27 protein-coding genes are annotated in these 26,915 nt (G+C 72.2%); 14 read left to right on the top strand and 13 right to left on the bottom strand.

Going from position 1 to position 26,915, the window contains the following annotated elements:
* Window positions 1-74 precede the first annotated feature (74 nt).
* Window positions 75-680 (top strand): bifunctional 2-polyprenyl-6-hydroxyphenol methylase/3-demethylubiquinol 3-O-methyltransferase UbiG, encoded by a 606-nt coding sequence (locus KBX34_RS25370; RefSeq protein WP_210927318.1) that lies wholly within the window; start codon window positions 75-77, stop codon window positions 678-680.
* A gap of 128 nt (window positions 681-808) precedes the next feature.
* Here the strand turns inward: KBX34_RS25370 and eccB are convergent, their stop codons facing one another.
* Complete coding sequence (gene eccB, locus KBX34_RS25365; protein ID WP_210927316.1) at window positions 809-2,194, bottom strand: type VII secretion protein EccB; 1,386 nt, start codon at window positions 2,192-2,194, stop codon at window positions 809-811.
* Window positions 2,195-2,321: 127 nt separating this feature from the next.
* Here eccB and KBX34_RS25360 point away from each other — a divergent pair, with 127 nt between their 5' ends.
* Together KBX34_RS25360 and KBX34_RS25355 are read left to right on the top strand one after the other, a co-directional pair.
* Window positions 2,322-3,041, top strand: a complete 720-nt coding sequence (locus KBX34_RS25360) for a spermidine synthase (protein ID WP_210927315.1) — start codon at window positions 2,322-2,324, stop codon at window positions 3,039-3,041.
* 165 nt (window positions 3,042-3,206) lie between these two features.
* The gene (locus tag KBX34_RS25355) at window positions 3,207-3,383 is read left to right on the top strand and encodes a hypothetical protein (RefSeq protein ID WP_172862018.1); all 177 of its coding nucleotides are present in this window, start codon (window positions 3,207-3,209) and stop codon (window positions 3,381-3,383) included.
* A 4-nt stretch (window positions 3,384-3,387) separates the two neighbouring features.
* Here KBX34_RS25355 and KBX34_RS25350 read toward each other — a convergent pair whose 3' ends face one another.
* Window positions 3,388-5,190, bottom strand: a complete 1,803-nt coding sequence (locus KBX34_RS25350; protein WP_210927313.1) for an acyl-CoA dehydrogenase — start codon at window positions 5,188-5,190, stop codon at window positions 3,388-3,390.
* A 155-nt stretch (window positions 5,191-5,345) separates the two neighbouring features.
* Between KBX34_RS25350 and KBX34_RS25345 the strand changes: the two genes are divergently transcribed.
* From KBX34_RS25345 to KBX34_RS25335, 3 genes are all read left to right on the top strand, one after another.
* A complete protein-coding gene (locus tag KBX34_RS25345; RefSeq protein WP_210927311.1) occupies window positions 5,346-5,768 on the top strand; it encodes an MmcQ/YjbR family DNA-binding protein in 423 nt (140 codons plus the stop codon).
* 70 nt (window positions 5,769-5,838) lie between these two features.
* Entirely contained in the window at window positions 5,839-6,219 is a 381-nt protein-coding gene (locus tag KBX34_RS25340; RefSeq protein WP_210792864.1) for a VOC family protein, read from the top strand.
* A 40-nt stretch (window positions 6,220-6,259) separates the two neighbouring features.
* Window positions 6,260-6,955, top strand: coding sequence for an alpha/beta fold hydrolase (locus KBX34_RS25335; RefSeq protein ID WP_210927309.1), 696 nt, complete (start codon window positions 6,260-6,262; stop codon window positions 6,953-6,955).
* A 127-nt stretch (window positions 6,956-7,082) separates the two neighbouring features.
* Here KBX34_RS25335 and KBX34_RS25330 read toward each other — a convergent pair whose 3' ends face one another.
* The 3 genes from KBX34_RS25330 to KBX34_RS34105 form a co-directional block, all read right to left on the bottom strand.
* On the bottom strand, window positions 7,083-8,357 hold the full coding sequence (locus KBX34_RS25330; protein WP_307871490.1) for an MFS transporter: 1,275 nt from the start codon (window positions 8,355-8,357) through the stop codon (window positions 7,083-7,085).
* On the bottom strand, window positions 8,354-8,974 hold the full coding sequence (locus KBX34_RS25325; RefSeq protein WP_210927307.1) for a helix-turn-helix transcriptional regulator: 621 nt from the start codon (window positions 8,972-8,974) through the stop codon (window positions 8,354-8,356). The genes KBX34_RS25330 and KBX34_RS25325 overlap by 4 nt, the downstream gene beginning before the upstream one ends.
* 64 nt (window positions 8,975-9,038) lie before the next feature.
* A complete protein-coding gene (locus KBX34_RS34105; protein WP_210927305.1) occupies window positions 9,039-10,664 on the bottom strand; it encodes an LLM class flavin-dependent oxidoreductase in 1,626 nt (541 codons plus the stop codon).
* A gap of 114 nt (window positions 10,665-10,778) precedes the next feature.
* Between KBX34_RS34105 and KBX34_RS25315 the strand changes: the two genes are divergently transcribed.
* Complete coding sequence (locus tag KBX34_RS25315; protein WP_210792859.1) at window positions 10,779-11,372, top strand: MarR family winged helix-turn-helix transcriptional regulator; 594 nt, start codon at window positions 10,779-10,781, stop codon at window positions 11,370-11,372.
* 106 nt (window positions 11,373-11,478) lie between these two features.
* Here the strand turns inward: KBX34_RS25315 and KBX34_RS25310 are convergent, their stop codons facing one another.
* The 3 genes from KBX34_RS25310 to KBX34_RS33790 form a co-directional block, all read right to left on the bottom strand.
* Entirely contained in the window at window positions 11,479-12,990 is a 1,512-nt protein-coding gene (locus KBX34_RS25310) for a phosphoesterase (protein ID WP_088947833.1), read from the bottom strand.
* Between the two features lie 187 nt (window positions 12,991-13,177).
* Window positions 13,178-15,175 (bottom strand): Xaa-Pro dipeptidyl-peptidase, encoded by a 1,998-nt coding sequence (locus KBX34_RS25305; protein ID WP_210927303.1) that lies wholly within the window; start codon window positions 15,173-15,175, stop codon window positions 13,178-13,180.
* 126 nt (window positions 15,176-15,301) lie between these two features.
* Window positions 15,302-15,964, bottom strand: coding sequence for a hypothetical protein (locus KBX34_RS33790; protein ID WP_231927362.1), 663 nt, complete (start codon window positions 15,962-15,964; stop codon window positions 15,302-15,304).
* Between the two features lie 437 nt (window positions 15,965-16,401).
* Between KBX34_RS33790 and KBX34_RS25295 the strand changes: the two genes are divergently transcribed.
* Entirely contained in the window at window positions 16,402-17,364 is a 963-nt protein-coding gene (locus KBX34_RS25295) for a helix-turn-helix transcriptional regulator (protein ID WP_210927301.1), read from the top strand.
* A gap of 34 nt (window positions 17,365-17,398) precedes the next feature.
* Here the strand turns inward: KBX34_RS25295 and KBX34_RS25290 are convergent, their stop codons facing one another.
* A complete protein-coding gene (locus KBX34_RS25290) occupies window positions 17,399-17,794 on the bottom strand; it encodes a helix-turn-helix domain-containing protein (protein WP_088951681.1) in 396 nt (131 codons plus the stop codon).
* 97 nt (window positions 17,795-17,891) lie between these two features.
* Here KBX34_RS25290 and KBX34_RS25285 point away from each other — a divergent pair, with 97 nt between their 5' ends.
* Window positions 17,892-18,749, top strand: a complete 858-nt coding sequence (locus KBX34_RS25285; RefSeq protein WP_088947830.1) for an NAD(P)H-binding protein — start codon at window positions 17,892-17,894, stop codon at window positions 18,747-18,749.
* A gap of 100 nt (window positions 18,750-18,849) precedes the next feature.
* Here KBX34_RS25285 and KBX34_RS25280 read toward each other — a convergent pair whose 3' ends face one another.
* Window positions 18,850-19,221, bottom strand: a complete 372-nt coding sequence (locus KBX34_RS25280) for a hypothetical protein (protein ID WP_247672208.1) — start codon at window positions 19,219-19,221, stop codon at window positions 18,850-18,852.
* 124 nt (window positions 19,222-19,345) lie between these two features.
* Window positions 19,346-20,032: a helix-turn-helix domain-containing protein gene (locus KBX34_RS34305; protein WP_307871489.1), complete on the bottom strand. Its 687-nt coding sequence runs from the start codon at window positions 20,030-20,032 to the stop codon at window positions 19,346-19,348.
* Window positions 20,033-20,221: 189 nt separating this feature from the next.
* On the opposite strand from KBX34_RS34305, the gene KBX34_RS25270 reads away from it, so the two are divergent.
* The 5 genes from KBX34_RS25270 to KBX34_RS25250 all read left to right on the top strand — a co-directional run bounded on the left by KBX34_RS25270 (window position 20,222) and on the right by KBX34_RS25250 (window position 24,866).
* Window positions 20,222-21,169, top strand: coding sequence for an ion transporter (locus KBX34_RS25270; RefSeq protein ID WP_210792855.1), 948 nt, complete (start codon window positions 20,222-20,224; stop codon window positions 21,167-21,169).
* Window positions 21,170-21,246: 77 nt separating this feature from the next.
* Window positions 21,247-22,416: an acyl-CoA dehydrogenase family protein gene (locus KBX34_RS25265; protein ID WP_210927299.1), complete on the top strand. Its 1,170-nt coding sequence runs from the start codon at window positions 21,247-21,249 to the stop codon at window positions 22,414-22,416.
* Window positions 22,417-22,436: 20 nt separating this feature from the next.
* A complete protein-coding gene (locus KBX34_RS25260; RefSeq protein ID WP_247672207.1) occupies window positions 22,437-23,261 on the top strand; it encodes a phosphate/phosphite/phosphonate ABC transporter substrate-binding protein in 825 nt (274 codons plus the stop codon).
* The gene (locus tag KBX34_RS25255; RefSeq protein WP_210927297.1) at window positions 23,258-24,475 is read left to right on the top strand and encodes a ferritin-like domain-containing protein; all 1,218 of its coding nucleotides are present in this window, start codon (window positions 23,258-23,260) and stop codon (window positions 24,473-24,475) included. Before KBX34_RS25260 ends, KBX34_RS25255 begins: the two co-directional genes overlap by 4 nt.
* Window positions 24,476-24,512: 37 nt before the next feature.
* Window positions 24,513-24,866, top strand: a complete 354-nt coding sequence (locus tag KBX34_RS25250) for a TraR/DksA C4-type zinc finger protein (RefSeq protein WP_088947824.1) — start codon at window positions 24,513-24,515, stop codon at window positions 24,864-24,866.
* Window positions 24,867-24,916: 50 nt separating this feature from the next.
* Here KBX34_RS25250 and KBX34_RS25245 read toward each other — a convergent pair whose 3' ends face one another.
* Together KBX34_RS25245 and KBX34_RS25240 are read right to left on the bottom strand one after the other, a co-directional pair.
* A complete protein-coding gene (locus KBX34_RS25245; RefSeq protein WP_210927295.1) occupies window positions 24,917-26,311 on the bottom strand; it encodes an FAD-dependent oxidoreductase in 1,395 nt (464 codons plus the stop codon).
* A 46-nt stretch (window positions 26,312-26,357) separates the two neighbouring features.
* The gene (locus KBX34_RS25240; RefSeq protein ID WP_210927293.1) at window positions 26,358-26,855 is read right to left on the bottom strand and encodes a GNAT family N-acetyltransferase; all 498 of its coding nucleotides are present in this window, start codon (window positions 26,853-26,855) and stop codon (window positions 26,358-26,360) included.
* Window positions 26,856-26,915 lie beyond the last annotated feature (60 nt).

The raw sequence follows: 26,915 nt of genomic DNA, 5'->3' as shown, positions 1-26,915 counted from the left end.
GCGGCGCGGAGAAGGGATGATCGTCTCCTCCGGGTCCCCCGCCGCTCCCCCACCGGCCCGGTTACGGTGGCCTCATGGCCAACCCGACCCGCTGGGCGACCGACACCGGTCCCGAGCACTCGCAGTGGTATATCGACCGGTTCCGCAAGCTCGCGGCCGAGGGCGCGGACCTGGCCGGAGAGGCCCGCCTGGTGGACACTCTGGTCGCGCCCGGCTCACGGATCCTCGACGCCGGCAGCGGCACCGGCCGGGTCGGTGCCGCGCTGGCCGAGCGTGGGCACACAGTGGTGGGGGTGGACGCCGACCCCGCGCTGGTGGCGGCGGCCCGCGCCGACTATCCCGGCCCGACGTGGCTGGTCGCCGACCTGGCCGAGCTGGACCTACCGGCGCTGGGTGAGGCGGAGCCGTTCGACGCGGCGGTGCTGGCCGGCAACGTCCTCGCCTTCGTCGCCGTCGGCACCGAACCGGAGGTGCTGCGCCGGATCGCCGCGCACCTGCGCCCCGACGGTGTGCTGACAGTGGGCTTCGGCACCGAGCGCGGTTACCCCCTGACCGCGTTCGACGCCGACGCCGTGGCCGCCGGCCTGCGCGTGGAGCACCGCTTCGCCACCTGGGACCTGCGCCCGTGGCGCGACGACGCGCCGTTCGCGGTCAGCGTCCTGCGCCGTCCGGCCGACTGACACCGCCTGCCGCGCGTCGCTCTCCGGTGATCAAGAGGTTTGCGTCAGGCTCGCGCCGTTTTTTGACGCAAACCTCTTGATCACCGCCGCCCTGGCGGCCCGGCGGCCCGGGGGCGGGGTTTGGGGGATCAGTCGGGGGCGGCGACGGCCCGGGCGGCGGCCGGGTCCAGGGTCGCGCCGGCAGGCACCAGGCTGACCAGGCCGGCCGGCAACCGCAACGGTCGGACACTGCGGTAGCCGAGCATCGCGAGCACCTCCCGGTCGGCCAACACGTACCGTCGGCCCAGGTCGGTGACCACGGAAACCGCACCGCCGGTCGCACCGGGCGCCGCGGCGGCCTCGACCACCGCGCCACGACCCGGCTCCACCAGCACATGGTCGGCCAGCACCGCGCCGCCGGTCGGCGCGGTGCGGGGAGCGGCCGTCAGGTCCCGCAGCGGTACGCCCCACCGCACCTCACCAACCCCACCGTCGTCGGCGACGCGGGTGCAGAGGGCCCCGTCGCCGCCCGCGGCGAGCCGGGGCGGGCTCGGTGGTGGGGCGTTCGGGCCGGTCGGGGCGAGGTCGGGCACCGTGGGCAGCGCGGCGAACTGACCCAGGGTCATCGGCACCGGCTCGCCCTGCCCGGTGCGGGCCAGCAACAACCCCGCCTGCAACTCGGTGATGCCGGCCAAGCCGGCGTCGAGCGCCACCGCGTACTGCCGGCCGCCGCCGGAGTTGCTCACCAGGTAGACCGTGCCGACGGTGGTGCCCGGAACGCCGCTGGCGGGACGGCCCAGCCCGGGTAGGTCGAGCGGGGCGAGGTCGGTGCCGGCCGGCAGCGAGTTGAGCAGGGCGGGCGCCACCGGCACCGCCTGCGCCCGGGTGGTGGCGAGCGCGGCCAGCACCCGGCTCGGATCACGCACGAGATATCGCCGTTGGTGCCAGACGAGGTGCAACCCGCCGTCGGGGTGGCGCAGCAGCAGCGCCTCGTCGCCCAGCGGCCGACCGCCGTCGGGCTCGGTGCCGATCAGCAGGGCCGAGCGGGGCGCCTCGTTGCCCGCGCCGGCCGGGACGGTCGAGCAGACCGTCCACCCCCCGTTGGCCAGCCGGCCGGGGGCGGGCAGCGAATCAGGCGCGTCCGCGATGCCCAGCGGCAGCCCGCGCGGCACACCGTCGATCGTGCGGCGGGAGACCAGCACGGTCTTCGACCGGTCCGCACCGACGATGAGCAGCGCGGAGGCGTAGTTGAGCACCGGGTGCAGCTTCTGCTCGCGATAGACGAACCGGGCGCCGGACTCCTTCTCCACGATCACCGCGCCCGGGTCGCGCCAGCCCTTGCCGCCACCGGCGAACAGCCCGTAGAGCGCCGAGCCACCGAGCCCGATCGCCGCGACCAGGACGCTGGCCAGACCCGCGCCGGCCAGCCGCCGAAACGGCGACTGCGCGGGGTCGGTCTCCCGCATGACCAGGGCGGCGACCGCCCGTTGGACGCTGAACTGGTAGGAGTGCAGCTGGTCCTGCCGCGACGGCATCAGGTCCCTTCCGACGGATCGGCCGGGCACAGGATATGCGTTCCGTCGATGTCCCGTGTTCCCTGCGTGGCCGGCACGGGGCAACCGGTACCATCCGGGGACGAAAACGACGGCGAGAGGGCCACCCGTGGGCGCGCGTTTCGAGGAACTGGCCTGGCGGGAGACGCCGATCGGCGCGATCAGCCTGCGTCGACGCCGGGACCCGGCACTTCAGGTCGAGGTGTACGAGGTCAAGCTCGACGACGAGTACCTGATGTCCAGCCTCTTCCCCGTCGCGGAGATCGAGCTGGCCCGGCTCGGTCTCGCCGAGGTGTCCGGGGACTCGATCGACGTGGTGGTCGGCGGTCTCGGGCTGGGATACACCGCCTGCACGGCACTGGGCGACCCCCGGGTGCGTTCGCTGTTCGTGGTGGAGGCGATCGAGGACGTGATCGACTGGCACCGGCAGGGGCTGCTGCCGTTCGCGGCGGGCCTCGCCGAGGATCCGCGGACCCGGTTCGTGCAGGCCGACTTCTTCGCGGCGGTGGCCGGTGACGTCGGCTTCGACGCCGAGGTGCCCGGGCGGCGGTTCGACGCGGTGCTGCTCGACGTCGACCATTCCCCGCGCAACGTCCTGCACCCCAGCCATGCCGCGTTCTACCCGCCGGCCGGTCTGCGCCGGCTGGCCGCGCTGCTGCGCCCGGAGGGGGTCTTCGCGCTCTGGTCGGACGACCCGCCGGACGCCGAGTTCACCGCGGCGCTCACCGAGGTGTTCGTGGACGTGCGGGCGCACGTCGTGCCGTTCGCCAACCCGTTGACCGGTGGTCAGTCGGCCAACACCGTCTACGTGGCGCGCGCCGGCGGCTGAGCTCGTCCTTGATCGACTCTGATTTTCGAGAGTCGGGGTGTCTCCGCGCCCCGGACACCCTGGCCTGAAAGAACCCGAGTCGATCAATCGGCATGGTGTCGGCCGGACGGGGAACCTGAACCCGGGCCCGCCGCACCAGGCGCGGCCGGTTACGGGAGGTTCGAGATGCGCGCACTGCTCTGGGTCGTCGGCGTGGTCGCCGGCGTGCTCATCCTGCTCGGGTTGCTCCTCGAGGCGGTCCGCTGGCTGGCCATCATCGGTGTCATCGCACTGGTGATCGTGATCGTCTGGGGCGTCGTCAAGGGGCGGCAGGCGATGCAGCACCAGAGCCGACGACGCTGACCGGTCAGAACCAGTCCGGCCGCATGTCGAGCGTGGTCCGGTCCCGGCTCTCCAGCAGGTCGAACTGCGGACCGGTACGAGGCAGCTCGACCGCGAAAAAGTAGCGGGCGGCCTGGCGCTTGCCGGCGTGGAACGCGTCGCCGGTCCCCTCCGGCGGCAGCGCCAGCACCTGCTCCAGCCACATCCACGCGATCACCACGTGCCCGACGGCCTCCAGGTACGCGCTGGCGTTGGCCAGCGCGAGCACCGGGTCACCGTCGGCCCACAGCCGACGGGTCACCGCCGTCACCCGGGCCGCCGCGTCGGCCAGCCGGTCCGCCAGACCGGCCGCCTCGCCACCGGTCTGCCGGGCCCGCTCGACGGTGTCCCCGATCGTCGCGGTCAGCAGGGTAAGGCCGGCGCCGCCCTGCATGGTCATCTTGCGGCCCAGCAGGTCCAGAGCCTGGATGCCGTGGGTGCCCTCGTGGATCGGGTTGAGCCGGTTGTCCCGGTAGTGCTGTTCCACGTCGTGATCGCGGGTGTAGCCGGCACCCCCGAGCACCTGGATCGCCAGGTCGTTCGCGGCGAGGCACCACTGCGACGGCCAGCTCTTGGTGATCGGGGTGAGCACGTCCAGCAGCAGGTGCGCGCGCTCGCGGTCCGCCTCGACCGGCGCGGTCCCCTGCTCGTCGAGCAGCCGTGCGCAGTAGAGCACCAGCGCCAGCGCCCCCTCCACGTAGCTCTTCTGCGCGAGCAGCATCCGTCGTACGTCGGGGTGGTCGATGATCGGCACCTGCGCCGCCGCCGGGTCCTTCGCGCCGACCGGCCGGCCCTGCGGCCGTTCCCTGGCGTACGCCAGGCTCTTGAGATAGCCGGTGTAACCGAGCGCGGTGGCACCCGCCCCGACCCCGATCCGGGCCTCGTTCATCATGTGGAACATGTGCGCCAGCCCGTGGTGTGGCTCGCCGACGAGGTGACCGACGGCACCGGGGCGGCCGCCCGGGGTGTGCCCGCCGTCGCCGAAGTTGAGCAGGGTGTTGGTGGTGCCCCGGAACCCCATCTTGTGGTTGAGCCCGGCCAGAACCACGTCGTTGCGGTCGCCGAGCGACCCGTCCGCGCCGACCAGCACCTTCGGTACGACGAACAGCGAGATGCCCTTCACCCCGGGCGGGCCGCCGGGAATCCGCGCCAGGACCAGGTGCACGATGTTCTCGGACAGTTCGTGATCGCCACCGGAGATCCACATCTTGGTGCCGAAGAGCCGGTAGGAGCCGTCCTCCTGGGGCTCGGCACGGGTGGTGATGTCAGCCAGTGAGCTGCCGGCGTGCGGCTCGGACAGGCACATGGTGCCGAAGAAGCGACCGTCCAGCATGGGCCGGACATAGGTGTCCACCTGCTCGGCACTGCCGTGCGCCAGCAGCAGGTTGGCGTTGCCCAGGGTGAGCATCGGGTACGCCGAGGTGGCCACGTTGGCCGCCTGGAACCAGGTGAAGCAGGCCGCCGCGACGGCGTGCGGCAGTTGCAGGCCGCCGACCGAGGCGTCCAGGCCGGCGGTGAGCAGGCCCGTCTCGGCGAAGCTGTCCAGCGCGGCGCGGACCTGCGGGATGAGCCGCACCCGCTGCCCGTCGAAGGTGGGCTCGGCGAGGTCGGCGGCGCGGTTGTGCGGGGCGAACTGCTCGGTGGCGACCCGCTCGGCGAGGTCCAGGGCGTCGTCGAAGGTCTCCCGGGAGTGCTCGGCGTAGCGGGGACGCTCGACGAGTTCAGACACCCGCAGCCAGTCGTGCAGCAGGAAGTCGAGGTCGCGGCGGGAGAGCAGGGTGGACGGCACGGCACTCCTCAGCGGGCACGGGGGTGGGACGGGCCGGGACGACTGCCCACGATCGCCCCGGCCCCATCCTGGCGGATCCACAGGGCCCGCACCACCGGCGCGGGCGGTGCGGGGCGAGCGGAAATTGTCACACCGGGCGGCTAGCGTCGCTGCCCGTGACCGAACCCGGAGACGTCCCGCCCGAGGTTCTCGACCGGCTGCGGCCGATCTGCCTCGGGCTGCCGGAGACCTACGAGGAGCCCGCCTGGGTGGGCACCCGCTGGCGGATCCGCAAGCGGACCTTCGCCCACGTCCTCACCGTCGACCCCGACCGCCAGGTGGCCCACGCCCGGGCCGCCGAGCTCGACGAGCCGGCCTGTCTGCTGACCTTCCGGTCGCCACTTGACGAGATCGCCGGGCTCCTCGGTGGCGGGTACCCCTTCTACAAGCCGGAGTGGGGGCCGACAGTGATGGGCATGGTCCTGGACGGGGACACCGACTGGGACGAGGTGGCCGAGTTGCTCACCGAGAGCTACTGCATGCTGGCCCCGAAGCGGCTCGCCGCCCTGGTCGGCCCGCCGGCCCTGCCGACCGACTGAGCGCGGCCGGCGGCCGGACCGTCCCCATTGGACCATTCGTGAGTGGACGGGCGTCGATATGCTGCCACGCATGCATCGAAGCCGTGTCTACGCCCTGCTGATCGACGCCCCCGCGGCGGAGGCCACCCGGGCGGCGGAGTTCTGGTCGGCCGCGCTCGGCGTCAGCACCCGGTCCCATCCGGAGGAGCCGCAGTTCGTCGGTCTGCACGAGGCGCTGCCGGGGATGGTCGCCGCAGTCCAGGCGGTCGACGACGAGCCGCGTTTCCACCTCGACATCGAGACCGACGACGTGCCGGCCGAGACCGCGCGGTTGATCGGTCTGGGCGCCACCGAGGTGTCGCAGTGGCTTGAGTGTCGGGTCCTGCGGGCACCCGGCGGTCACCTGCTCTGCGTGTTGCCGGTGGAAAGCCCGCCGGAGCTCTTCGCCGCCGAGGCCCGCACCTGGTCCTGACGCGTCGGGGCTGTCGGAGGGTGCCGCTAGGGTCCCGCCCATGGCTGAATTCGTACTGGTGGCGGGGGCGTGGCTGGGATCGTCGGCATGGGACGAGGTGGTGGCGCCCCTTCGGGCGGCCGGCCACGGCGCCCACGCGGTGACCCTCTCCGGTCTCGCCGACAAGCGGGGCGTGCCCGCTGGACAGCAGACCCACGTGCAGGACATCGTCGACGAGATCGAGCGCCGCGACCTGCGCGACGTGGTGCTGGTCGGGCACAGCTATTCCGGCATTCCGGTGGGCCAGGCCGCCGAGCGCATCGGCGGTCGGTTGGCCAGGGTGGTCTTCGTCGACGCGGAGGTGCCGGTCGACGGCGGGTCGTTCGCGTCCGGTTGGTGGCAGGGCCAGGCGGTTTTCGAGGCGCTGATCGCCGACAACGGCGGCTACTGGCCGCCGCTGGGTGCGGCCGACTTCGACGGTCAGGGGCTCACCGACGAGCAGGTCGCCCGGCTGATCGAGGGCTCCACGCCGCACCCGGGGGCCACGCTGACCGAGCCGGCCGTGCTGACCCGGCCGTTGGGTGAGCTTCCGGCGACGTACGTCAAGTGTCTGCTCGACGGGCCTGAGCCCAACGACACAGTGGCCAAGCTGCTGACCAGCGACCACTGGCGACTGGTCACCATGGACACCGGCCACTGGCCGATGTTCTCCCAGCCCGCCGAGCTGGCCCGGATCCTGGTGGCGGAGGCCAGCTGAGCTGAGTCGGGCGGTGGCGGCGAGGGCGCGCGGTCGGCCCGATGGGCGTGATGCCTCAGGTGCATAGATGACTCTGCGGTATCACGCTCATCAGGGTGAGCGCGCGCCACGGCGACCCGCTCCAGCGTCAGGCCGTCTGGTCGTCCAGGGTTCTGATGTGGCGCACCGGCGACGCGACCAGCCAGAGCACGGCGAGCACGCCGCCCAAGCCGGCGATGGCCAGGGTGGGTCGCAGCCCGATGGTGGTGCCCAGCACGCCACCGACCAGTGCGCCGACCGGCCGGATGCCGTAGTTGACGGCGCTGTAGGCCCCGGCCCGGCGTGCCAGAGCGTCGTCGGGTGTCACGGCGATGAGCAGGGCGTTCAGGTTGACGTCCATCAGCATCACCCCGACGCTGGAGACCAGCTCGATGGCCGCCAGCATGGCCACCTTCGTCCAGGTGGGGCCGGTCACCAGCGCGGTCAGCGCCAGCGGTGCGGGAAAGAGCACCGCGCCGATCATGGCGGTACGCCCCAACCCGATGGCGCGGGAGATCCGTGGGCCGAGCGCCGCGCCCGCGAGCCCGCCGAGTGCCCCGAAACCGAGGGCGACACCGATCGCGCCGGCCGACAGGCCGAGGTCCCGGCTGGCGTAGAGCACCAGCAGCGCGCCGGCGATGAAGGTGAAGAAGTTGACAGTGCTGGTGCAGCCGAGGGCGGCCCGCAGCACCGGGTGCCGTAGCACCAGCACGAGCCCTTCGCGGACCAGGCCGAGAGTGGACGTCTGACGTGGCGGCGGAGGTGTCTCGGTGACCGGAATGCGGCGCAGCAGCAGCGCGGAGCCGAGGAACGACACCGCGTCGACGAGGATCGCGCCCGGCGCGCTGAGCGCCTGGACCAGCCCACCGCCGACGGCGGGGCCGGCGATGGAGGACAGCGACCGGCTCATGCTCAGCTTGCTGTTCGCGTCCACGTACGCCGATCGTGGCACCAGGGCGACGAAGAAGGCCTGCCGCGCCATGGCGAACAGCACCGCTCCGAGGCCGGTGAGCAGTGCCACCAGGTAGAGCTGGGTGAGGGTGATCGCGTCGAACAGGTAGGCCACCGGCAGGCTGAGCAGCACCGCGGCGCGGACCAGGTCGGCGATGATCAGGAGCCGCCGCTTGTGGGTGCGCTGGTCCACCCACGCACCGAGGAACAGGCCCAGCAGGTTGGGCAGCCAGATCAGCGCGGTGAGGACACTGACCTGCACGGGCGTCGCGGTGAGCAGGGAGACGGCGATCAGCGGGAGGGCCAGTTCGCTGACCCGGTCGCCGAACGAGGAGATCGTCTCGCCGGCCCAGAAGGTGCGGAACCGTCGGTCGCGGTGCAGGGCCGGCGGGGGCACGGCGCCGGTGGCGCTCACGGTGCCGGCGGCGGTCACGACGTGGCCGGTTCGTCGTCGCCGGGCTCGCCCGGTTCGTCGTCGCCGGGCTCGGGCAGGAGGTAGCGCAGCATCCGGACGATCCGCGCGCCGTCCGGGGCCGACGTCTCCTTGCGCCGCACGTACGGAGCGATCAGCTCTTCGATCGACTCCTCCAGCTGCCGCAGCTCGTCGGCGGTGGCCACGAACCGGGTGTCGGCGATGCCGGCCAGCGCGCGCCACTCGGGGTCCAGTCGGGGCTCCTCGCTCAGCAGCCACTGCTGCGGCGCGTCGGCGTTACGGGCGAACATCTCGCCGCGCAGCTGCTGGCTGGCGGACTGCCCCTCGACGCTGTCGGTCGCGGTGAAACGGAAGCCCCGGGCTGCGGCCTGCCACCAGCGTTCCCGCTTGCTGCTGGCACCGTCCCAGTCGGTGACCAGACCGAACGTCGCGAGGTGCCGCAGGTGCCAGCTGACCACCGATGGGGTGGCCCCGACGTGCGGCGAGAGCCCGGTCGCCGTGGCCGGGCCGTGCCGCTGAAGGTGTTCGAGGATCGCCAGCCGCACCGGGTGGGCCAGCGCCCGCAGCGCCTGCGGCTCGGTGATCTCGAAATCCCCGTACGGGTTCTTGAGAGACATGTTTCGAAAGTAGTCTCTCAGATTCGTCGAGGCAACCCCTGCCGTCCGAAGGGGGCCGGGACGATCAGGCGATGCCCAACCGGGCCAACGGCTCGACCAGCTCCCGCTCCTCGTAGCTGAGGTGCGACAGCAGGGCGTCGGTCAGCAGGTCCACCGCCGCCCGCAGCTCGGTCAGACCGTCCGGAGACCCGACGTACGCGACCAGCGCCCGGTCGACGCCCTCCAACACGTCGTGGATGACGTGGTGCTCCTGCTCCAGCCGGTCGACGACCGGGCCGAGCCGCGGGTCACGCGCCCGCAGCCGGGGAAAGAGCGACTGGTCCTCGATCGTGTGGTGGGTGGTGACGATGCGGCAGTACGACTCGCAGTAGACGCCGAGCGTCCACCGGTTCTGCCGCATGGTCATGGTGTTGATGTGCGACCGGGCCGTGCCCGCGTCGATCTCGCCGGCCGCCACCTGTTCGATCAGGTCGTGGATCTGGGCCAGCTCGGCGCGCAGGCCGTCGTGGATCTGCACCAGGTGCGCACCGGTGGCCTGCTCATGCGGGGTGTAGGTACGGTCCGGGTCGGGCGTCGGCCCGGTCGGCCGGACCGACTCGTCCCAGACCTGCTGGTCGCTGCGCCGCACGCCGTCGTCGGGGGTCGGCACCACGGCGAACGCGCCGCCGGTCACGCTCGCGCGACTCGCCCGTACCGGCGTGGCGGCGACCGGCGCCGGCTCCGCAGCCAACTCCGGCTCTGCCGCCCGCTCCGGCTCCGCAGCCCGATCCGGAGTCGGCGTACGCTCCGGCGCCGCAGCCCGCTCGCGCTCGGCCGCGACCAACTCACGGACGGCGGGGGCCACCTCGCCGGCGAACCGGCGCAGGTCGTCGGGGTCGTCGCTGGCGAGGATGAAGGTGCTGACGCCCTCCCCCAGCGCCAGCTCGGTCAGCTCCCGTGCCCACTGCTCGGCCGGCCCGTTCAGTTGACCGCGCCCGACGGCCGAGAACTCGCCGGAGATGTTGAGCAGCCGGCGGACGTCCTGCGGTGCCCGGCCCGCCTGCTGTGCGGCGTCGTCGATGATCGCGTTGCCCTTGGACAGGTCACCGGGTTGCAGGTAGCCCAGCGAGGGCAACCAACCGTCGGCCCGGCGACCGGTGAGCTGGAGCATCCGGGGCTTGTACGCGCCCAACCAGATCGGCACCGCGTGCGCCGGGGCCGGCCCGCGCTTGGCGCCCACCACCCGGTGGAACTCGCCGTCGACCCGCACTCCACCGCGCGTCTCGGTGTCCCAGAGCTGACGGATGACCTCGATGGCCTCCTCCAACGCGCGTACGCCCTGGCCGGGGGTCAACCGCCGGCCGCCCATCGCCTCGATGGCATCCCAGAACGCTCCGGCGCCGAGGCCGAGGCCGACCCGGCCGCCGCTGAGCAGGTCCAGGCTGGCCACGCTGCGGGCGAGCACCGCTGGCGGGCGCAGAGGCAGGTTCGTCACGTTCGCCGCCAGGTGCACGCGGTTGGTCCGGGCCGCCACGAAGCTCAGCAACGTCCAGGTGTCAAGGAACGCCGGCTGGTACGGGTGGTCCTGGAAGGTGACCAGGTCCAGCCCGACCTGCTCGGACAGGACGGCGACGCCGACCGTGCGGTCCGGATCGTCATTGCTGGGGGTGACGAAGGATCCGAAGACCAGGTCGTGGCCGTAGTCGCTCATCTGTGAGCCTCCCGATTCGCACGACGCCTCAGGCGATGCGTCATGACCTCAACCTTATGCCACTCAGAACATCTTCTGCCAACAAGGTCTGCGTCACTGCGCTACTGTCGGGGGATGACGGGTGCCACTCACCGGCCGGACCGGCCCGATCCGCTCGACGACGACCTGGGCTGGATGCTCGGGATCGTCTTCCGTGGCTACGTCCGGGCGGCCGAGCACACACTCACCGACTTCCCCGGCGGTCCACGCGGCTACCAGTTGCTCACGGCGGCGATCAACGGGCCGTCCCGCAACCAGGGGGCGATCGCCGAGGAGCTCGGCCTCGACCGCACCGTCCTCACGTACCTGATCGACGACCTGGAACGACCCGGCTTCGTCGCCCGTCGCGCGGACCCGGCGGACCGGCGCAACCGGCTGATCGACGTCACCGACGCCGGCCGCGCCGCCTGGGAACAGCGGCGCTCGGCGCTGCGGCAGGTGGAGTCGCACCTGCTGGGGTCGCTCGCGCCAGCCGACGCGGCGACGCTACGGACGCTGCTCCAACAGGTCGCCTGCTCGGCCCAGGCGGTGGACCCGCTGCGCGACCTCTGCGAGGTGGTGGCTCAGGTGCAACCCGCCCCGGCACCGACGACGAGCGGCACCGGCGCCGCGCCCGGACGAGGCGGGCGGACCACCGCCCCCCGAGCCCGCCGCCGCGACACCGACTGACGGGCACCGACGGGGGCGGGAACGCGGCGCGGGTCCGGCCCGCACCGCCCGACCGTCGTACGTCGAGGGGTGCGGGACGGACCCGCGGTGTTACTGCCGGGCCGGGTCAGCGCACGTGCACGAACACCGGGTTCGAGTAGAACCACAGGTCGTCCCACGGGCTCTCCAACCCGTCGGCGAGCGGCTCGGCCTCGTCGGTGCTGGTGCCCCGCACCCGCGCGTAGGTGTCGGCCTCGACGTTGCGCAGTGTGTGCCGGATGACATAGCTGTCACCCTTGCGGCGCCAGTCCCGCGGGCCGAACCGGGCAGCCACAGTGGTGGTGGGGTTGGTGTCGGCGTCCAGGCTGGCGCTCGGTCCGGTGATCTGGCCGACGATCAGGTCGACCCGGCGGACCTCGGGGCGGTCACCGTTCGCGTTCGGGCCGCCCAGTGGACGGAACGTGATCTCGATCTCGACGTCGGTACGGCTACGACGGCTGACCGTGATGGTCTCGCCCACGTCGGCGGTCCGGCCCTGGGACGTGGCGGTGACGTCGAGGCTGCGGATCAGGTCGCCGGTGGTGACCCAGATCCGGCCGTTGCGCAGACCGTCCATGATGTCGCCGTAGTCCTGGCGCGCGTGCACGTACGTCTTGCTGTACTCGCCCGGCCAGAAGTCGGAGCCGCCGCGGGTCCAGTGCACGTGCGAGTCCGAGGTCGCGGTGATCCACCAGCGCCGGCCCTCGCCGAGCAGCGAGTCCCACAGGCCGCCGACCCGGGCGGTCATCTGGTCGAAGCCGCCGTAGGTGGGGTGGTTGCCGTAACCGCCTCGCTTGCCACCGTTGAGGGGGCCGGCCTGGTGCCCGGGTGCGCCCTCGAAACCGATGTAGACGTCCGGCGCGGCGTTGTTGCCGTTGCGGAACTCGCGCGGGGTGTCCTGGCCGTAGACGCCGAGGCCGGGCGCCGAACGGGACGCGTGGTGGGCGATCACCAGCGGCTTGTGCGGCATGCCCCGGGCAACCTTGAGGAACTCCACCATCTTCGCCTCGGTGTCCCGGGCCGGGTCGGTGGGGAACGCGTCGTACTTCGCGAACCGGCTCTCCAGCTCGAAGAGCTGCTTCGCCTCGTCGTCGTGGCGCGGGATCATCAGCGTGTGGTGGTCCAGCGAGGGCGCGTCGAACTCCATGCCCCAGAACTGGAGCACCTCGGGGACCAGCTTGCGCGAACGCAGCAGGTCCGGGTACGCCTGCTCGATGTTCACCTTCGAGTGCGTCGGTCCACCGTGGTCGGTACACATGGCCCAGGTCAGACCGAAGTTCTTCGCCATGATGGCGTTGGTGACGATCGGGTAGACCGCGTCCGCGCCCTTGTGGAAGACGATCGGGGACTTCGTGGTGTCGAACTCGCCGCTGTACTCGGAGTGGATGTGGTGGTCGCCCGCACGCCACACCCGGTTCTTGGAGCCGCCCCGGTCGCTCTTGTCGTCGTCACCGGGCCGGCGCTCCTCGTCGGCCCAGGCCGCGCCCGCGCCGACCAGTGGGCTGGCCGCGGCCAGCGTCGCCCCGACGCCCGCGTACTTGACCAGCTTGCGCCGTGACAGCTGCGCGTGCTCGGTCTCTTCGGGTTGTCTGTCTCTCACGTGAGAGCCTCTCCTCGATCAAGCGAATGCTCTTTCGATCAAGGAGCTTCGGAGAGCGCGGTGAACACCCGTCGTACGAGACGCGTGCCCACGATGAACACCCTGCCCCGGCCTGTTTGTGGCCGGGGCAGGGCAGCAGGGGGTGACGCCGCGACCGCGCGTGGTGCCCGATCGAGGCCCCGTCGGGTCAGGGCACCTGCCGTGTGTCACCAGCCGTCCGGGCGGCCGACGGGTCGGCGGGCGCGGTGACCACCGGCGGCGCGACGTCCACGGCGGGCAACCCGGCACGGCCGGCGACCGGAAGGATCAGCTCACTGCGGCCGAGGTCGACCCGTACGGTGGCGTCCTGGTCGTCGGTCTCGGTGAAATCCGGGTCGCTCTGGCCGAGGACCAGGCCGAGCACGTGGCCAGCGGGCAGCACCGTGTCGTACGCATTCAGCGGCACGGTCACCGTGTACCAGCGGTCCGGCCGCAGGGGTGTGCTGAACCGCAGCGAGCGGTGGTGCGCGGCGTCGAGCCATCCCCGGGTCAGCACCGCGTGGTCGGAGACCGCGGTGATCTCCTCGGTGTCCCGGTAGCAGGCGTCATCGACGTCGGTGGAGGCTCCCCAGCAGGACTCGGTTGCCAATGTCCGCACACCTTCCGAGCTGTCATAACGGATCCGCTCGGCGGTGCCGTAGTCGACCAGTCGGGCGGTCAGCTCGGTGGTGGGCCGGTCCACCCGCACCCGCAGCCGCACGGAAGGGCTGCCGGAGATCCGCAGCGGCGTGGTCAGGGCACCGGAGAGGAAGACCAGTCGCCCGGCGGTCGCGGTGTTCGGCTGGGCGACCAGCTCGGCCTCGGGCAGTGACGCGTCGACGTACGCCTGCTCCCGGCCCGGTCGCGCGCCGCGCCCGCCGAGGGTCCCGGTCACGCCGTCGCCGGCGCCGAGGGCGACCCGGACGTCGCGGGTGCCGGGGGCGGGCCAGTCCCGCTGCCTCGTCCAGGCGCCCGGAGCCGTCTCCAGGTCGACGCGTGGCTCGTTCATCACCCCGTTGCGCAGCCCCTGCAACCAGAAGTCGAACCAGCGGTGCAGGGCTGTCACCCACTCGGCGCGTCGAACGTCGAACGGGTCCTCGTGGCCGGCCTGGTAGAGCCAGAGCTTGCGGGGCACGCCCTGGTCGGCCAGCTCCTGCCACCAGCGGGCGAACTGGTTGGTCGTGACGTTCAGGTCGTTGACGCCGTGCGCCACGAAGACACTGGCCCGGACCCGGCCGGCCGAGGGCCGGTAGTCGCGCTGCGCCCAGAACGCGTTGTAGTCACCGGTCTCCTCGGCGCTGTCCGCGCGCAGCCGGGCCAGAGCGTCCGCGCAGGCTTCGTCGGTGCGGCCACTGACGTACGAGTGCAGATAGCCGGGGTAGTCGGTGGTCCGCAGGTTTCCCTGGTAGCGCATGTAGTCGTACCAGCTGGAGATGGCCGAGATCGGGACGATCGTGGCCAGCCCCTGCACGCCCGTGGCGGCGACCCCGTTGGCGACCGAACCGTCCCACGACTTGCCGATCATGCCCACCTGGCCGGTGCTCCAGGTGGCACTCACCGGCCGCCCGTCAGCGGTGTACGCGCGGGCCCGCCCGTTGAGCCAGTCCACCACCGCCTTGGCGCTGCCCACCTCGGCCGGGCCGCCGACGTCCTCGCAGCCGGTGGAGCGGGCGGTGCCCGCCAGGTCCACGGCGGCGAAGGCGTACCCGCGTGGGACGAAGTAGTTGTCGTAGAACAGCGGCGCCTTGGCAATCACACCGGCCGCGTCGTACGTCTTCAGTTCGCTCTCGTTGCCCCGGCCACAGCAGAGGTAGTAGGGCGAGGCGTCCATGATGACCGGTACGCGGACCCCTGCGGCCGCGGCCTCTCTGGGCCGGACGAGGTCCACGGCCACCCGGTCCCGCACACCGTCACCATCGCTGTCGGCGGAGGTCTGGACCCACACGCTCTCCCGGATCGCGTCGGCGTAGGAGTAGGCGGGGACCGTCTGGTTGCCCCGGACGTGTGCGGGCACCGGGCGGTGCCGCGCCGCCGGCTCGGCCGCGATCGGGGAAGCGGTCCCCGGAGAGGCGGTCACCGGGGCCGCCGGTAGTGCCGCGACCAGCAGGCCGACCAGGACGACGGCGGCGCGGGCGCGGATGCTGGTGGGCGACGGAGCAGGCGTCATCGGTGTCCTCCCGGGGCGCGATGCGTGGATCACATTTCATCGCATCGATGTCCCCGCTGACTAGTGCCCACGCCGGTTCGGGTGCCGTCGGGAGGTCTCCGACGACCGGCGGCCGGGGCGTCCTGGTCAGATCCGGGCGCGGGGCAGCCAGCCCAGGAATCGGAGCCGGACCCGGGGCAGCGGCACCGTGGGCAGGTCCTGGGCGGCGGCGACGAGACAGGAGCCGAGATAGACCGCGAGGGCGGCGCGTGCGCCACCGAACTCGGCGAGCAGTTGGCTCTGCTTCGTGGCGCAGGGCCATTCACGACCACACCCGGTGCAGGTCCAGCTCGGTGGGCTGGGAAGGTGCTCCGGCAGCTTCGTGCGACGGTACCGGCCGACGACGCTGTTGTCCGCGCGCACGTCGCGTCGCCGTGGCGCGGGGCCGCCGTTGCGCTGCCCGACCGGGCGGGCACCGGGCAGGTACCGCCCGACGGTGCCGAAGAGCACCCCGACGCGAATCAGGGCGTCCGGCCCGACGTGGTGGGCCAACAATGCCGTCATCAGGTAATGCCCCAGCAGGTCGAAGGCGTCCCGGTTCAGACCCAGGTCACGGCAGAGGTCGACGAAGTCCGGCGTGGTGAGGGGCACCCGGTCGTCGAGTGCGCGGCGCAGCACCTCGCGCAGAGCGCGGCCGAGCCGCTCGACCGCGTCACCCTCGCCCAGCCCCAGGCTGTCCTCGTCCGCCACCCGGGCCAGCGCCTCGGCCACGGCCAGCCGAACGACGCGGTCAGGATCGATACGGTCCAACGCTCCTCCTTCCGTGGGCCGGTCACCCGGCGGTGGCCCGGTCGTCCTCCGACTCCCAGGGGAATCATGAACAAGATTTCGCTGTCGGCGACGAGGGTGGCTAGATCAGCAGGCGTAAAAACAGTTGGCGCGCTAGCCGGAAAGCGAAGTCGACCTACCGACACATCGCAGCGATTCGCGGGACGACGCGACGTGATTGTCGTAAGGTGACATTCCCATCGACAGATATTGCGTCCTCACGACACCCAACGGTCACACCAGATCCGACGCCCTCGACCGGTCGCTGCCGTCCCGCTCGCGACCCCCACCTCACCCCACCGCACCGCACCGCCGGCCAACGACGTGCCGGGTCACCGCCGAGCATTCCGGCACGTCCCGATCTCGCCGCCGACACCGTTTCACCAACCGGCGGCACCCGCACCGGACGGAGACAGCGGATGTCGTCAACACCACTGCAGACCGACCAGTTCGAGAGCCGTGACCCCGTCACCATTCAGCAGTTTCTGTCCACCGTGTACGACACGAAACTGCGCATCCACAGCAGGAACGGATACCGGCTCAGCCATCACCGTGTCGATGCCGGCCCCTTCGCCGTTTCGACCACCCGCCAGACCGGGCATCTCGAGATCGATGCCACCACCCTCGGCGGGTTGGTCGTCGGCAGCGCCCGGACCGCCCGTGGCGAGCGCTCCTGCGACGGGTCGACCGACCGGTTCGCGCCCGGCGACGTCCTCCTCGTCACCAGACCCGAGGAGCCGTGCCGCGTACGGTGGCATCCCGGCGAGGTGGAACTCTGTGTGCTGGACCTGTCGGTGCTGACGCAGGTGGCCACCACGGCGCCGACGCGGCGGCCCGGTCGGATCCGGTTCACCGATCTGGGTCCCGTCAGTGGGGCACTCGCCCGGCAGTGGCGCAACACCACCAGCTTCGTCAGCGACGTCCTGCGGAACAGCCTGACCAACGGGGTGCAGCCGCTGGTGATCGGCAATGCCGCGCGGATGCTAGCCGCGGCGGCGCTCACTGTGTTTCCCAACACCGCGTTCACCGAACCGACCACCGCGGATCGGAACGACGCCAGCACCGCCACGTTGCGACGGGCGATCGCGTTCGTCGAGGAGCACGCCGACCGGGACATCAGCGCGGCCGACATCGCCGGTGCGGCCGGCGTCTCCCTGCGGGCGGTGCAGCTCGCCTTCCGCCGTCATCTCGGCACCACCCCGACGGCGTACCTGCGTAGGATCCGGCTCGACCGCGCCCATCACGACCTGGTGCGCGCCGACCCCCGCCGGGAGACCGTGTCGGCGATCGCCAGTCGGTGGGGGTTCGCCAGCCACAGCAGGTTCACGGCCCGCTACCACGCCAGCTATGGCGTACCGCCGCGCGAGACGCTGCACGCCTGAGCCACGGCCCCGTTCGCCCGAGGCGTGGGCCCGTCTAGCCCCGGTCGCGCTCGTGGGTGTCGCGGGCCGTCTGCAACTCGGGCACCGACGCCTCCAGCAGATCAGCGAGGCCACGCAGTTGCTCGGCGACGCGGGCGCCGAGCGGCGTCAGCGAGTATTCGACGCGGGGTGGGATCGCGGTGAGCACCTCGCGTGTGAGCATTCCGTCCCGTTCGAGGGTCTGCAGGGTCTGGGAGAGCATCCGCTCGCTGACCCCGTCGATGCGGCGACGCAGGGCGTTGAACCGGTAGCGCCCCTCGCCGAGCGCCAGCAGAGCCAGCGAGGCCCACTTCGAGGTGACGTCCTCGAAGGCCGCACGGGAGGTGCACCCCCGGGCGAAGACATCGCTGACGAATTCCTGGGTAGGCCCCGCCGGGTCCTGGGCGGGCATGTCGCTCACCTCACCAGCCTACCTGACGGTTACGCTTCGACTAGTGCTGTAGATTAGTAAGTGCTTACAGATCTGCCGCTATCCACCGGAGGTTCCCATGCCCACCTACGCCGTCACCGGTGCCACCGGCCGACTGGGTCGCCTGGTGATCGGGCAGTTGCTCGACACCGGCGTTCCCGCCGCCGACATCGCCGCCGTCGTCCGCAGCCCGGAGAAGGCCGCCGACCTGGCCGCGCGCGGGGTCGAGATCCGCAAGGCCACCTACGACGACCCGTCGACGCTGCCCGGCGCCGTGGCCGGCGTACGCCGTCTGCTGCTCATCTCCGGCGACACTCCCGGTCAGCGCGTCGCCCAGCACACCGCGGTCATCGAGGCCGCCACGCTCGCCGGGGTCGAGCGGCTGGTCTACACCAGCATCCTGAAGGCCGACACCACCACGAACCCGCTCGCCCCGGAGCACAAGGCCACCGAGGAGGTCCTCGCCGCCTCCGGTCTCGCCTACACCGTGCTGCGCAACGGTTGGTACACGGAGAACTACACCGACCAGCTGCCGCAGTACCTGGGGTCCGGCACGATCCTCGGCGCCACCGGTGGCAGCAAGGTCTCCGCCGCGACCCGGGCCGACTACGCGGCAGCCGCCGTGGCGGCGCTGACCCGCGAGGAGGACGGCAACGCCGTCTACGAACTGGGCGGCACCGCGTTCACCTTCGACGAGTTGGCCGAAACCGTCACGGAGGTTACCGGCACCACCGTCGTCCACCGGGATCTGTCCGCCGCCGAGCTGGCCTCGGCCCTTGAGAACGTCGGCCTCGACGCGGGCACGGCCAGGTTCGTCGCCGCACTGGACCACTCGATCGCCATCGGCGAGCTGGCGACCGACAGCGACGACCTCAGCCGGTTGATCGGGCGGCCGAGCACCCCGCTGCGCGACGCCGTCCGGGCCGCGCGGGCCTGACCCGGCACCCGCCAGGCCGGTGCCGGCCGGGCGGGCGACGGACCACAGGTCAGGCTGCCTGCCCGGTCCACGGCTGCGCGACGTCAAGGGATCGCGTCGACTACTCGTTCTCGTCCTGCTCCTCGGTCTGCTCCTCGGTGAGTTCGGCCAACGCGTCGGCCGCGTCCCGGTTGCCCCCATCGGCGAGCCGTCGCAGCTCGCCGACATCCGCCCGCTCCGCAGCCACCTCGACGAGCTGGTCGGCCGCGTCCCGGTCACCCCGGTCGGCGAGACGCCGCAGCTCGTTCATGTCGCCGAGTTCGGTGGCGAGTTCGACCAGTTGGGCCGCCGCGTCGGCGTTGCCGTTCTCGGCGAGCTGACGCAGCTCCGCGAGGTCACCCCGCTCGCCGGCGAGTTCGACGAGCTGATCGACCGCGTCACGGTCACCGTTCGCGGCCCGTTCCCGCAGCCCGCCAAGATCAGAATCCGACATCGCGTACCCCTCCGCAGCTGACGTGCGACCACGCCGCTCGCCGGCCGGCCCTGCTCACCACCGAAAACTAGACCAGCTGGCACCGGCCGGGCGACGGATCGGCCGACACCACCTGCCGATCCGCTCAGCCCGCCTCGCCGAGCAGCAGACCGGTCAACAGGCTGCGCAGGGTCCGCTCGACGAGGTCCGCCCGGGGCGCCGGCGCCGGGGGCTGACCGAAGGCCGCGACCAGGTGCGGGTACGCCGCGAGGTCGACACCGGCGAAGCTGAGGGCCCCGGCCTCGCGGCGGGCGAAGAGGCTCACGACGCCGGTCATCATCGCGATGGCCTCGAACTTGGCGGTGACCGCGCAGGGCAGGGGTTCCAGGACCCGGATGCAGTTGTCGAACCAGGCCAGACTCTCGGGGCCGACGGCGGAGGCCCGGTGGAACACGTCGAGCAGCCAGGGGTGGGCGCCGAACAGCGCCAACTGCCGGCGGCCCAACAGCACCATGGCGTCCAACCAGTCGCCCTCCGCCTGCGGGTACGGCCGCAGCTCCCCGATGACCCGGTCGGTCATCAGGTCCAGCAGGTCGTCACGCGACGACAGGTACCGGTAGAGGGAGCCCGCGCCGGTGCCGAGGGCGCTGGCGACGGCACGCATCGACACGGCGGCGAGCCCTTCGGCGTCCGCCAGGGCGACGGCGGCAACCACTATGGCGTCCCGGCTGTGGGCGGGTGCGGGGCCACGGCTGCCGCGTTCGGGCCTGCTCCAGATGGGCGGGCGGTCGGGGCCACCGTCACCGGCGCTCACGGGGGGTGCGTCACTCACCGGCCCACTCTAGATAGCGGGCGCGGTTCGCAGTCTTCGTCGTGTGCGGCGGCCACGACGGTCGTACCCCCGATCATTGATCTTGGATAGGCTGACGGGCATGCCCGCACGCCACCCGCACCGCCACCACGACGGCCGGAGGTGGGCCCGCACAGCGGCCCCGGCACACGTGTTCGAGCCGGCCGACTGGTGAGTGGCGCACCCGCGCCCGCCCAGCGAGGTGAGCCGACCCCGTCGCCGCAGCACCGATCCGGTTGGGCGGCCCGGTGCGCGCGGCTCGCCCGGTCGCGCCCGTTCGAGATCGCCATCGTCGTGGTCATCCTCGCCAACGGGATCGTCCTCGGCCTGGAGACCTACGACGACCCGAACCGGGCCAACACGGCACTGCACTGGCTGGAGTTGCTCTTCCGCGCCGTCTTCGTCGTCGAGATCGGTGTGCGGCTGGCGGCCTACGGCAAGCGTCCGCAGGACTTCTTCCGGCACGGCTGGAACGTCTTCGACTTCGTGGTGATCGCGGCCATCTTCATACCGGGCCTGCACGGCGACCCGGCGCTGCTGCGCGTCGTGCGGGTCGCCCGCATGGTCCGGTTGGTGCGGTTCTCGCCGGGTCTGCGGACCATCGTCTCCGCGCTGTGGCGCAGCCTGCCGGGCGTCACCGGGTTCCTCGCCCTGGCCGTGGTGACCCTCTACGTGTACGGCATGGCCGGCTGGCTGATCTTCGGTAGCAGATACCCGGAGCAGTACGGCGACATCGGCAAGTCGCTGCTGACGCTGTTCGTGCTGCTGTCGCTGGAGACCCTGCCGGACCTCATCGAGCAGGGCATGGCCATCTCGCCGTGGACACTGCTCTACTACGTCAGCTACGTGGTCATCACCGTCAATCTGCTGCTCAACATCCTCATCGCCGTCATCGTCAACTCGATGGAGGAGGCACGCCGGCTGGAGATGACCGAGCGACTGGCCCCCGACTACGACGAGGACGGCGACGGCGTCCCGGACGAGGTGGACCGCATCGCGCTAACCCAACGGCTGGACGACCTGCGGGCGGTGATCGCCGAGCTGGAGCGGGAGTTGCGGATCGACCGGGAGGACGGGCACGGCCGGCCGCACCGGGACGGCACGCGTACCAGAGGGTGATCCGGTGCTCGCGCTGTGTCCTCCAGTTCGGATAGTGTCGACGGCGGCCTGACCGCTTCGGTCGAAGGGGCACCAGCATGACGACCACTGTCGACAATGCCCATCCCACCACCGATGTCGCGAGCACCCTCGGCACCGTCATCGACGACGTGATCCGCCCGCAGGCGACGACTGTCGACCGGGACGGTGTCTTCCCCCGCCAAGGTGTCGACGCCCTCGCCGCGGCCGGCCTGCTCGGCCTGGCCTCCTCGAGCGAGGTCGGTGGCAGCGGCCACGGCATGCGGGTGGTCGCCGAGGTCGTCGAGCGGCTGGCCGCCGAGTGCGGCTCCACGGCGATGGTGGTCCTCATGCACTACGCGGCGACCGCCGTCATCGAGGCACAGGGCCCGCGCGAGGTCCGCGCCGACATCGCGGCCGGCGGGCACCTCACCACGTTGGCGTTCTCCGAGTACGGCTCCCGCAGCCACTTCTGGTCGCCCACCGGCACCGCGACAGCCACCGACGACGGCAGTGTCCGCCTCGACGCCCGCAAGAGCTGGGTCACCTCCGCCGGCGAGGTGGACAGCTACGTCTGGTCGAGCCTCCCGGTGACTCCCGATGCCGGTCCGATGACGCTGTGGCTCGTGCCGGCCGGCAGTGCCGGTCTGAGCGTGACGGGCGACTTCGACGGGCTCGGCCTGCGCGGCAACGGCTCCCGGCCGATGACCGCCGACGGGCTCCGGGTTCCCTCGACGGCGATGATGGCGGCCGACGGCGCCGGGCTCGACACCGCGCTCGGTGCGGTCCTCCCCTGGTTCCTGGTGCTCAACGCCGCGTTCTGTCTCGGTCTCGCCCAGAGCGCGGTCACCGAGGCGAGCCGCCATGTCACCAGGGCCACGCTCGCGCACACCGGTGCCGCCCTGCGCGACGCGCCCGTCACCCGCCGCGACCTCGCCCGACTGATGATCCGCACCGACGCGCTACGCGCCTTCCTGGGCGACACCCTCACCGCTCTGGAGACCGGCCGCGACGACGCGATGCTGCGGGTCCTCCAGGTCAAGGCGCTCGCCGGCGAGACCGTCGCCGACGTGACCGACGGCGCGATGCAGCTCTGCGGTGGCAGCGCGTTCCGCAAGGAGCTGGGCCTTGAGCGCCGTTTCCGGGACTCGCGGGCGGCCCGGGTGATGGCACCGACCACCGACGCTCTGCACGACTTCGTCGGCCGGGTCGCCACCGGCCTGCCACTGCTCGACGAGGCCAACCGCTGATACCGGCGCCGTCGGTCCTGATGGGCGCCGTCGCGTACGACCCCAAGGTGGTGACCATCTGGGAGGGCTTCCGCGCGTGGCTACGTGGGCGTAGTCTGGACTTCGACTTCGTCCTCTACTCGCACTACGAGCGACAGGTCGAGGATCTCGTCGCCGGACGGATCGACGCGGCATGGAACTCACCCCTGGCCTGGCTGCGCGCCGAGCGACTGGCGGTCGCCAACGGCACGACCGTCCGCGCGCTCACCATGCGCGACACCGACCAGGACCTCACCTCGGTCGTGGTGGTTCGGGCCGACTCGCCGGCGCGGCAGGTCACGGACCTGGCCGGGAAGGTGGTCGCGGTCGGGGCGGTGGACAGCCCCCAGGCGACGCTCATTCCGCTGGGTCACCTCGCGGCCGCCGGGGTCGAGGTCGACGTGCGCCGCTTCGATGTCGGCGTCGGCCTGCACGGCGACCACATCGGCGGTGAACGCGACGCGGCCCGCGCCCTGCTGGCCGGGGAGGTCGACGCCGCCTGCATGATCGACGCCAACCACCTGGCGTTCGTCCAGGAGGGCACACTGCCGCCCGACGGCACCCGGATCGTCGCGCAGACCGCACCGTACGACCACTGCAACATGACTGTCCGCGAGCCGGAGTCCGCCGGGGTCCAGCTCTTTGGCACGCTGCTGCTCGGCATGTCGTACGCCGACGCACAGGTGCGTCCGCTGCTCGACCTGGAAGGGCTGACGGCCTGGAAGGACGGCCGCACCACCGGGTACGACGCCCTGGCCGCGGCGGTCGACGCCACCGGCTTCTACTCCCCTGACGGGCGGGTGACGGCCACGGACTACCGGCCGTGAGCGCGGCGCCGGCCGCCGACGCCGAGGTCCACCTCGGTGACCTGAGCTTCGGCCGGGGCGCACACCTGCTGGTGCAGCGTGCCCTGGCCGGGCTACCGCCCGGAGGCCGACTGGCGGTCTCCGGCCGCGACCCGGCGCTGCCGGTGCACCTGCCCGCCTGGTGCCGTGGCCGGGGTCATCGGGTCGAAGCGCCGGAGCCGGGCGACCGGACCGACGTGGTGGCGGTGGTGGTCCGGGGCACGGCGGACGACGACCGCTGGTTCGGCGCGGAGCGCGCCGGGCCCGCCCTCCCGACGGCACTTCGCAGCCGGCCGCCGGCGCGGTGGGGGCTCGGCGCCCGGGGTGCGCTGCTCGAAGCCGGCGGCCCCGAGGCCCGGTTCGACCTGGACGACCGCGACCTGGTGTGGGCCGATGTCGCTCCTCACCTCTACGCGCAGGCGGCGGCGCGGCAGTGGGACCCGCAGACCGCGGTGCCGTGGGACGACCCGTTCGCGCTGCCAGCCGACGTCGAGGCCGCGGTGGTGCAGGTGATGACGTACCTGGTCGAGAACGAGCAGGCCGCCCTCGTCGTGCCGGCCCGGTTCGTCGGGCGGATCCATCCGCACTTCCGTGAGGTGGTGCAGCTCCTCGCCGTGCAGATGGCCGACGAGGCCCGGCACATGGAGGTGTTCAGCCGACGGGCACTGCTGCGGGGCGCTGAGATGGGCACGTCATCGGCCGGCGGTCGACAGTCGCTCTTCACGCTCGTCGCGGAGTCCGACTTCGCGCTGGCCTCGTTCCTGCTGTCCGTGCTCGGCGAGGGCAGCTTCGTCGATCTGCTCTCGTTCCTGCACCAGTTCGCCCCCGACCCGGTGACGCGGCGGATCTGCTGGCTCGCCATGCAGGACGAGCGCCGGCACGTGGTGTTCGGCATGGCGCACCTGGAGCATCAGGCGCGGCTCGACCCGCTGCTGCGGGACCGGCTGCGGGCGGCCATCCACCGCCGCCACGACGCGCTCGTCGACACCGCCGGCCTCAACGCGGACGTCTTCGACGCGCTGGTGGTGCTCGCGGCGGGCGGCTGGCATCCCGACGATGTGTCCGCCGGCTTCGACCGGGTGCAGGCCCTGCAACACGCGATGGATCAGGGCCGCCAGCGCCGACTGGTACGGCTGGGTTTCCGGCCCGACGAGGCGGCCGCGCTGTCCGCCCTGCACACCCGCAACTTCATGTGAGCGACCACGCTCACTGCGGGGGTACGGTGGAGTGGCCATGGACAGGAACTCCAGCGCGGTCCGCGAGGAACTACTGCGGCTGCGTGAGCAGACCGAAGCGCAGGCCGCAGCCCTGGACGGTGACCTTCGGAGCCTCTTCGAGGCCTCCCGGTCGTCCAACGCCGACGACGAGCACGACCCCGAGGGCAGCACCATCGCCTTCGAGCGCGCGCAACTCACCGCCGTCCTGGACGCGGCCCGCCGACGCCTGGCCGAGCTGGACAACGCGCTGCGGCGGGTCGACGACGGCAGCTACGGCGTGTGCGAACGGTGCTCCCGTCCCATTCCCGCCGAGCGGCTGGTCGCCCGACCGTCGGCGCGTACGTGTGTGGCCTGCGCCAGCCGGCGGTGACGGTGCCCGTCGGCCGCGAGGGCTACGGGCACCGTCGTCGAACCCGGTGATCAGGTGGTGCAGCAGGCGCCCGCGGGCGCGGCGTCGAGGGCAACGAGGCTGAGCGGCGCGGACAGCAACCCGCCGGAGATGCCGGTGCTCAGTCCACGCCCCGTCGGCTCCGGCCCGCAGCAGTTGTCGCCGCTCGCCGATTCGGCGGGGTTGCTGTTGCAGACGCCGGTCTCGGGCAGGTCGAGCTGGACCTCGCGGGCGGCGGTCCAGTCCCCGGCGAGGGCGGCCACGACCGAGCGGACCTGCTCGTAGCCGGTGGCCATGAGGAACGTCGGCGCCCGGCCGTAGGACTTCATGCCGACGGCGTAGTAGCCGCTCTCCGGGTGGGCGAGTTCGTCCACGCCATGCGGGGGAACGGTGCCGCAGGAGTGCTCGTTGGGGTCGATCAGTGGGGCGATCGCACGGGTCGCGCCCAGGACCGGATCCAGGTCCAACCGCAGCTCGGCGGCGATGGAGTGGTCGGGTCGGAAGCCCGTGGCGGCCACGATGCGGTCGACGGTGATCGACTCGTCGGTGCCGTCGGCGTGCCGCACGACCACGCTCACCCGCCCGTCGGTCGGGGCGAGCGCGTGCACGGAGAACCCGGTGAGCAGCCGGATGCGCCCGGCGTCGACGTGCGCCCGCAGGCGCGAGCCGAGCGCGCCTCGCGCCGGGAGGGCGTCGGCCGCCCCGCCACCGTAGGTACGCGTCGGCGAGGCGGTCCGGATCGCCCAGGTCACCTCGGTGCCGGGTTCGGCGGCGGACAGCTCGGCCAGGGACAGCAGGGTGTTCGCGGCCGAGTGGCCGGCCCCGACCACGAGGGTGTGCCGGCCGACGAACCGGCCCCGGTCGGCACCGAGCACGTCCGGCAACGCGTGCTCCAGATGGGCGACCGAGTCGGCCTCTCCCCTGGCGGGCAGGCCGGACGCGCCGAGGACGTTCGGCGTACCCCAGGTGCCGGAGGCGTCGATGACGGCGCGGGCGAACAGCTCGTCGCCGTCGGCGAGGCGGAGCAGGAAGGGCGCGGTGTCGCGTCCGGCGGTGCGCAGCCGGTCGAGGCCGAGGCGGCTGATCGCCTCCACGCGTGCCCCGTACCGCACGTGCGGCTTGAGCTGCGGCAACTCCGCGAGAGGCTGGAGGTAGTCGCCGACGAGTTCCGCGCCGGTGGGCAGGGCCTCCGGGTCGGGGGCGACCCAGCCGGCCTCGTCGAGGAGCCGACGGGCGGCCGGATCGACGTTGTACCGCCACGGTGAGAAGACGCGCACGTGCCCCCACTGCCGTACGGCCGCACCGGGGGTGTCGCCGGCTTCGAGGATGGTGAAGGGCAGGCCGCGCTCGTGCAGGTGCGCGGCGGCGGCGAGACCGGTCGGGCCGGCGCCGATGACGACGACGGGAAGGCCGTCCAGAGCGTTCATCCGTTGACTCCTCGATGTGGTGGCCCGCCTGAGGGGCGCGGGCTCGTCAGGTGATGGTGGGGCTGCGACGTTCGAGCAGGACGACGTCGCGCCAGCGGTCGTGGTGGCGCCCGACCCGCTCGCGTACGCCGATCACGCGGAACCCGGCCCGCTGGTGCAGCGCCATGCTGGCGGCGTTCTCCGGGAAGACTCCGGACTGGATCGTCCAGATGCCGGCGGCCTCGGTGGAGGTGATCAGCGCGTCCAGCAGCAGTCGGGCGACGCCACGGCCCTGAGCGGCCGGGTCGACGTAGACGGAGTGTTCGACCACTCCGGCGTAGACCGCGCGGGTCGAGGTCGGCGAGACCGCGATCCAGCCCAGGACGGTGCCGTCGCGGTCGACGGCCACGAAGCGGTGCCCGGTCAACCGGGCGGCGTCGAAGGCCGCCCAGGTCGGGGCGGTGATCTCGAAGCTGGCGTTGCCGGCGTCGAGGCCAGCCTGGTAGATCGCCAGGACCCGCTCGGAGTCGGCCTCGGTCATGGGCCGCACGGTGAGGTCAGCCATCCAGGTGTTCCTTCCCGGTGGGTTCGGTTGCTCGACGACGCTTGTCTCGACGCCTGTCGA

Source organism: Micromonospora sp. M61, assembly GCF_018070245.1.
In the GTDB taxonomy this organism is placed as follows: domain Bacteria; phylum Actinomycetota; class Actinomycetes; order Mycobacteriales; family Micromonosporaceae; genus Micromonospora; species Micromonospora zamorensis.
The sequence above is the reverse complement of the archived record's forward strand: the minus strand, read 5'-3'. Positions and strand labels throughout refer to the sequence as shown.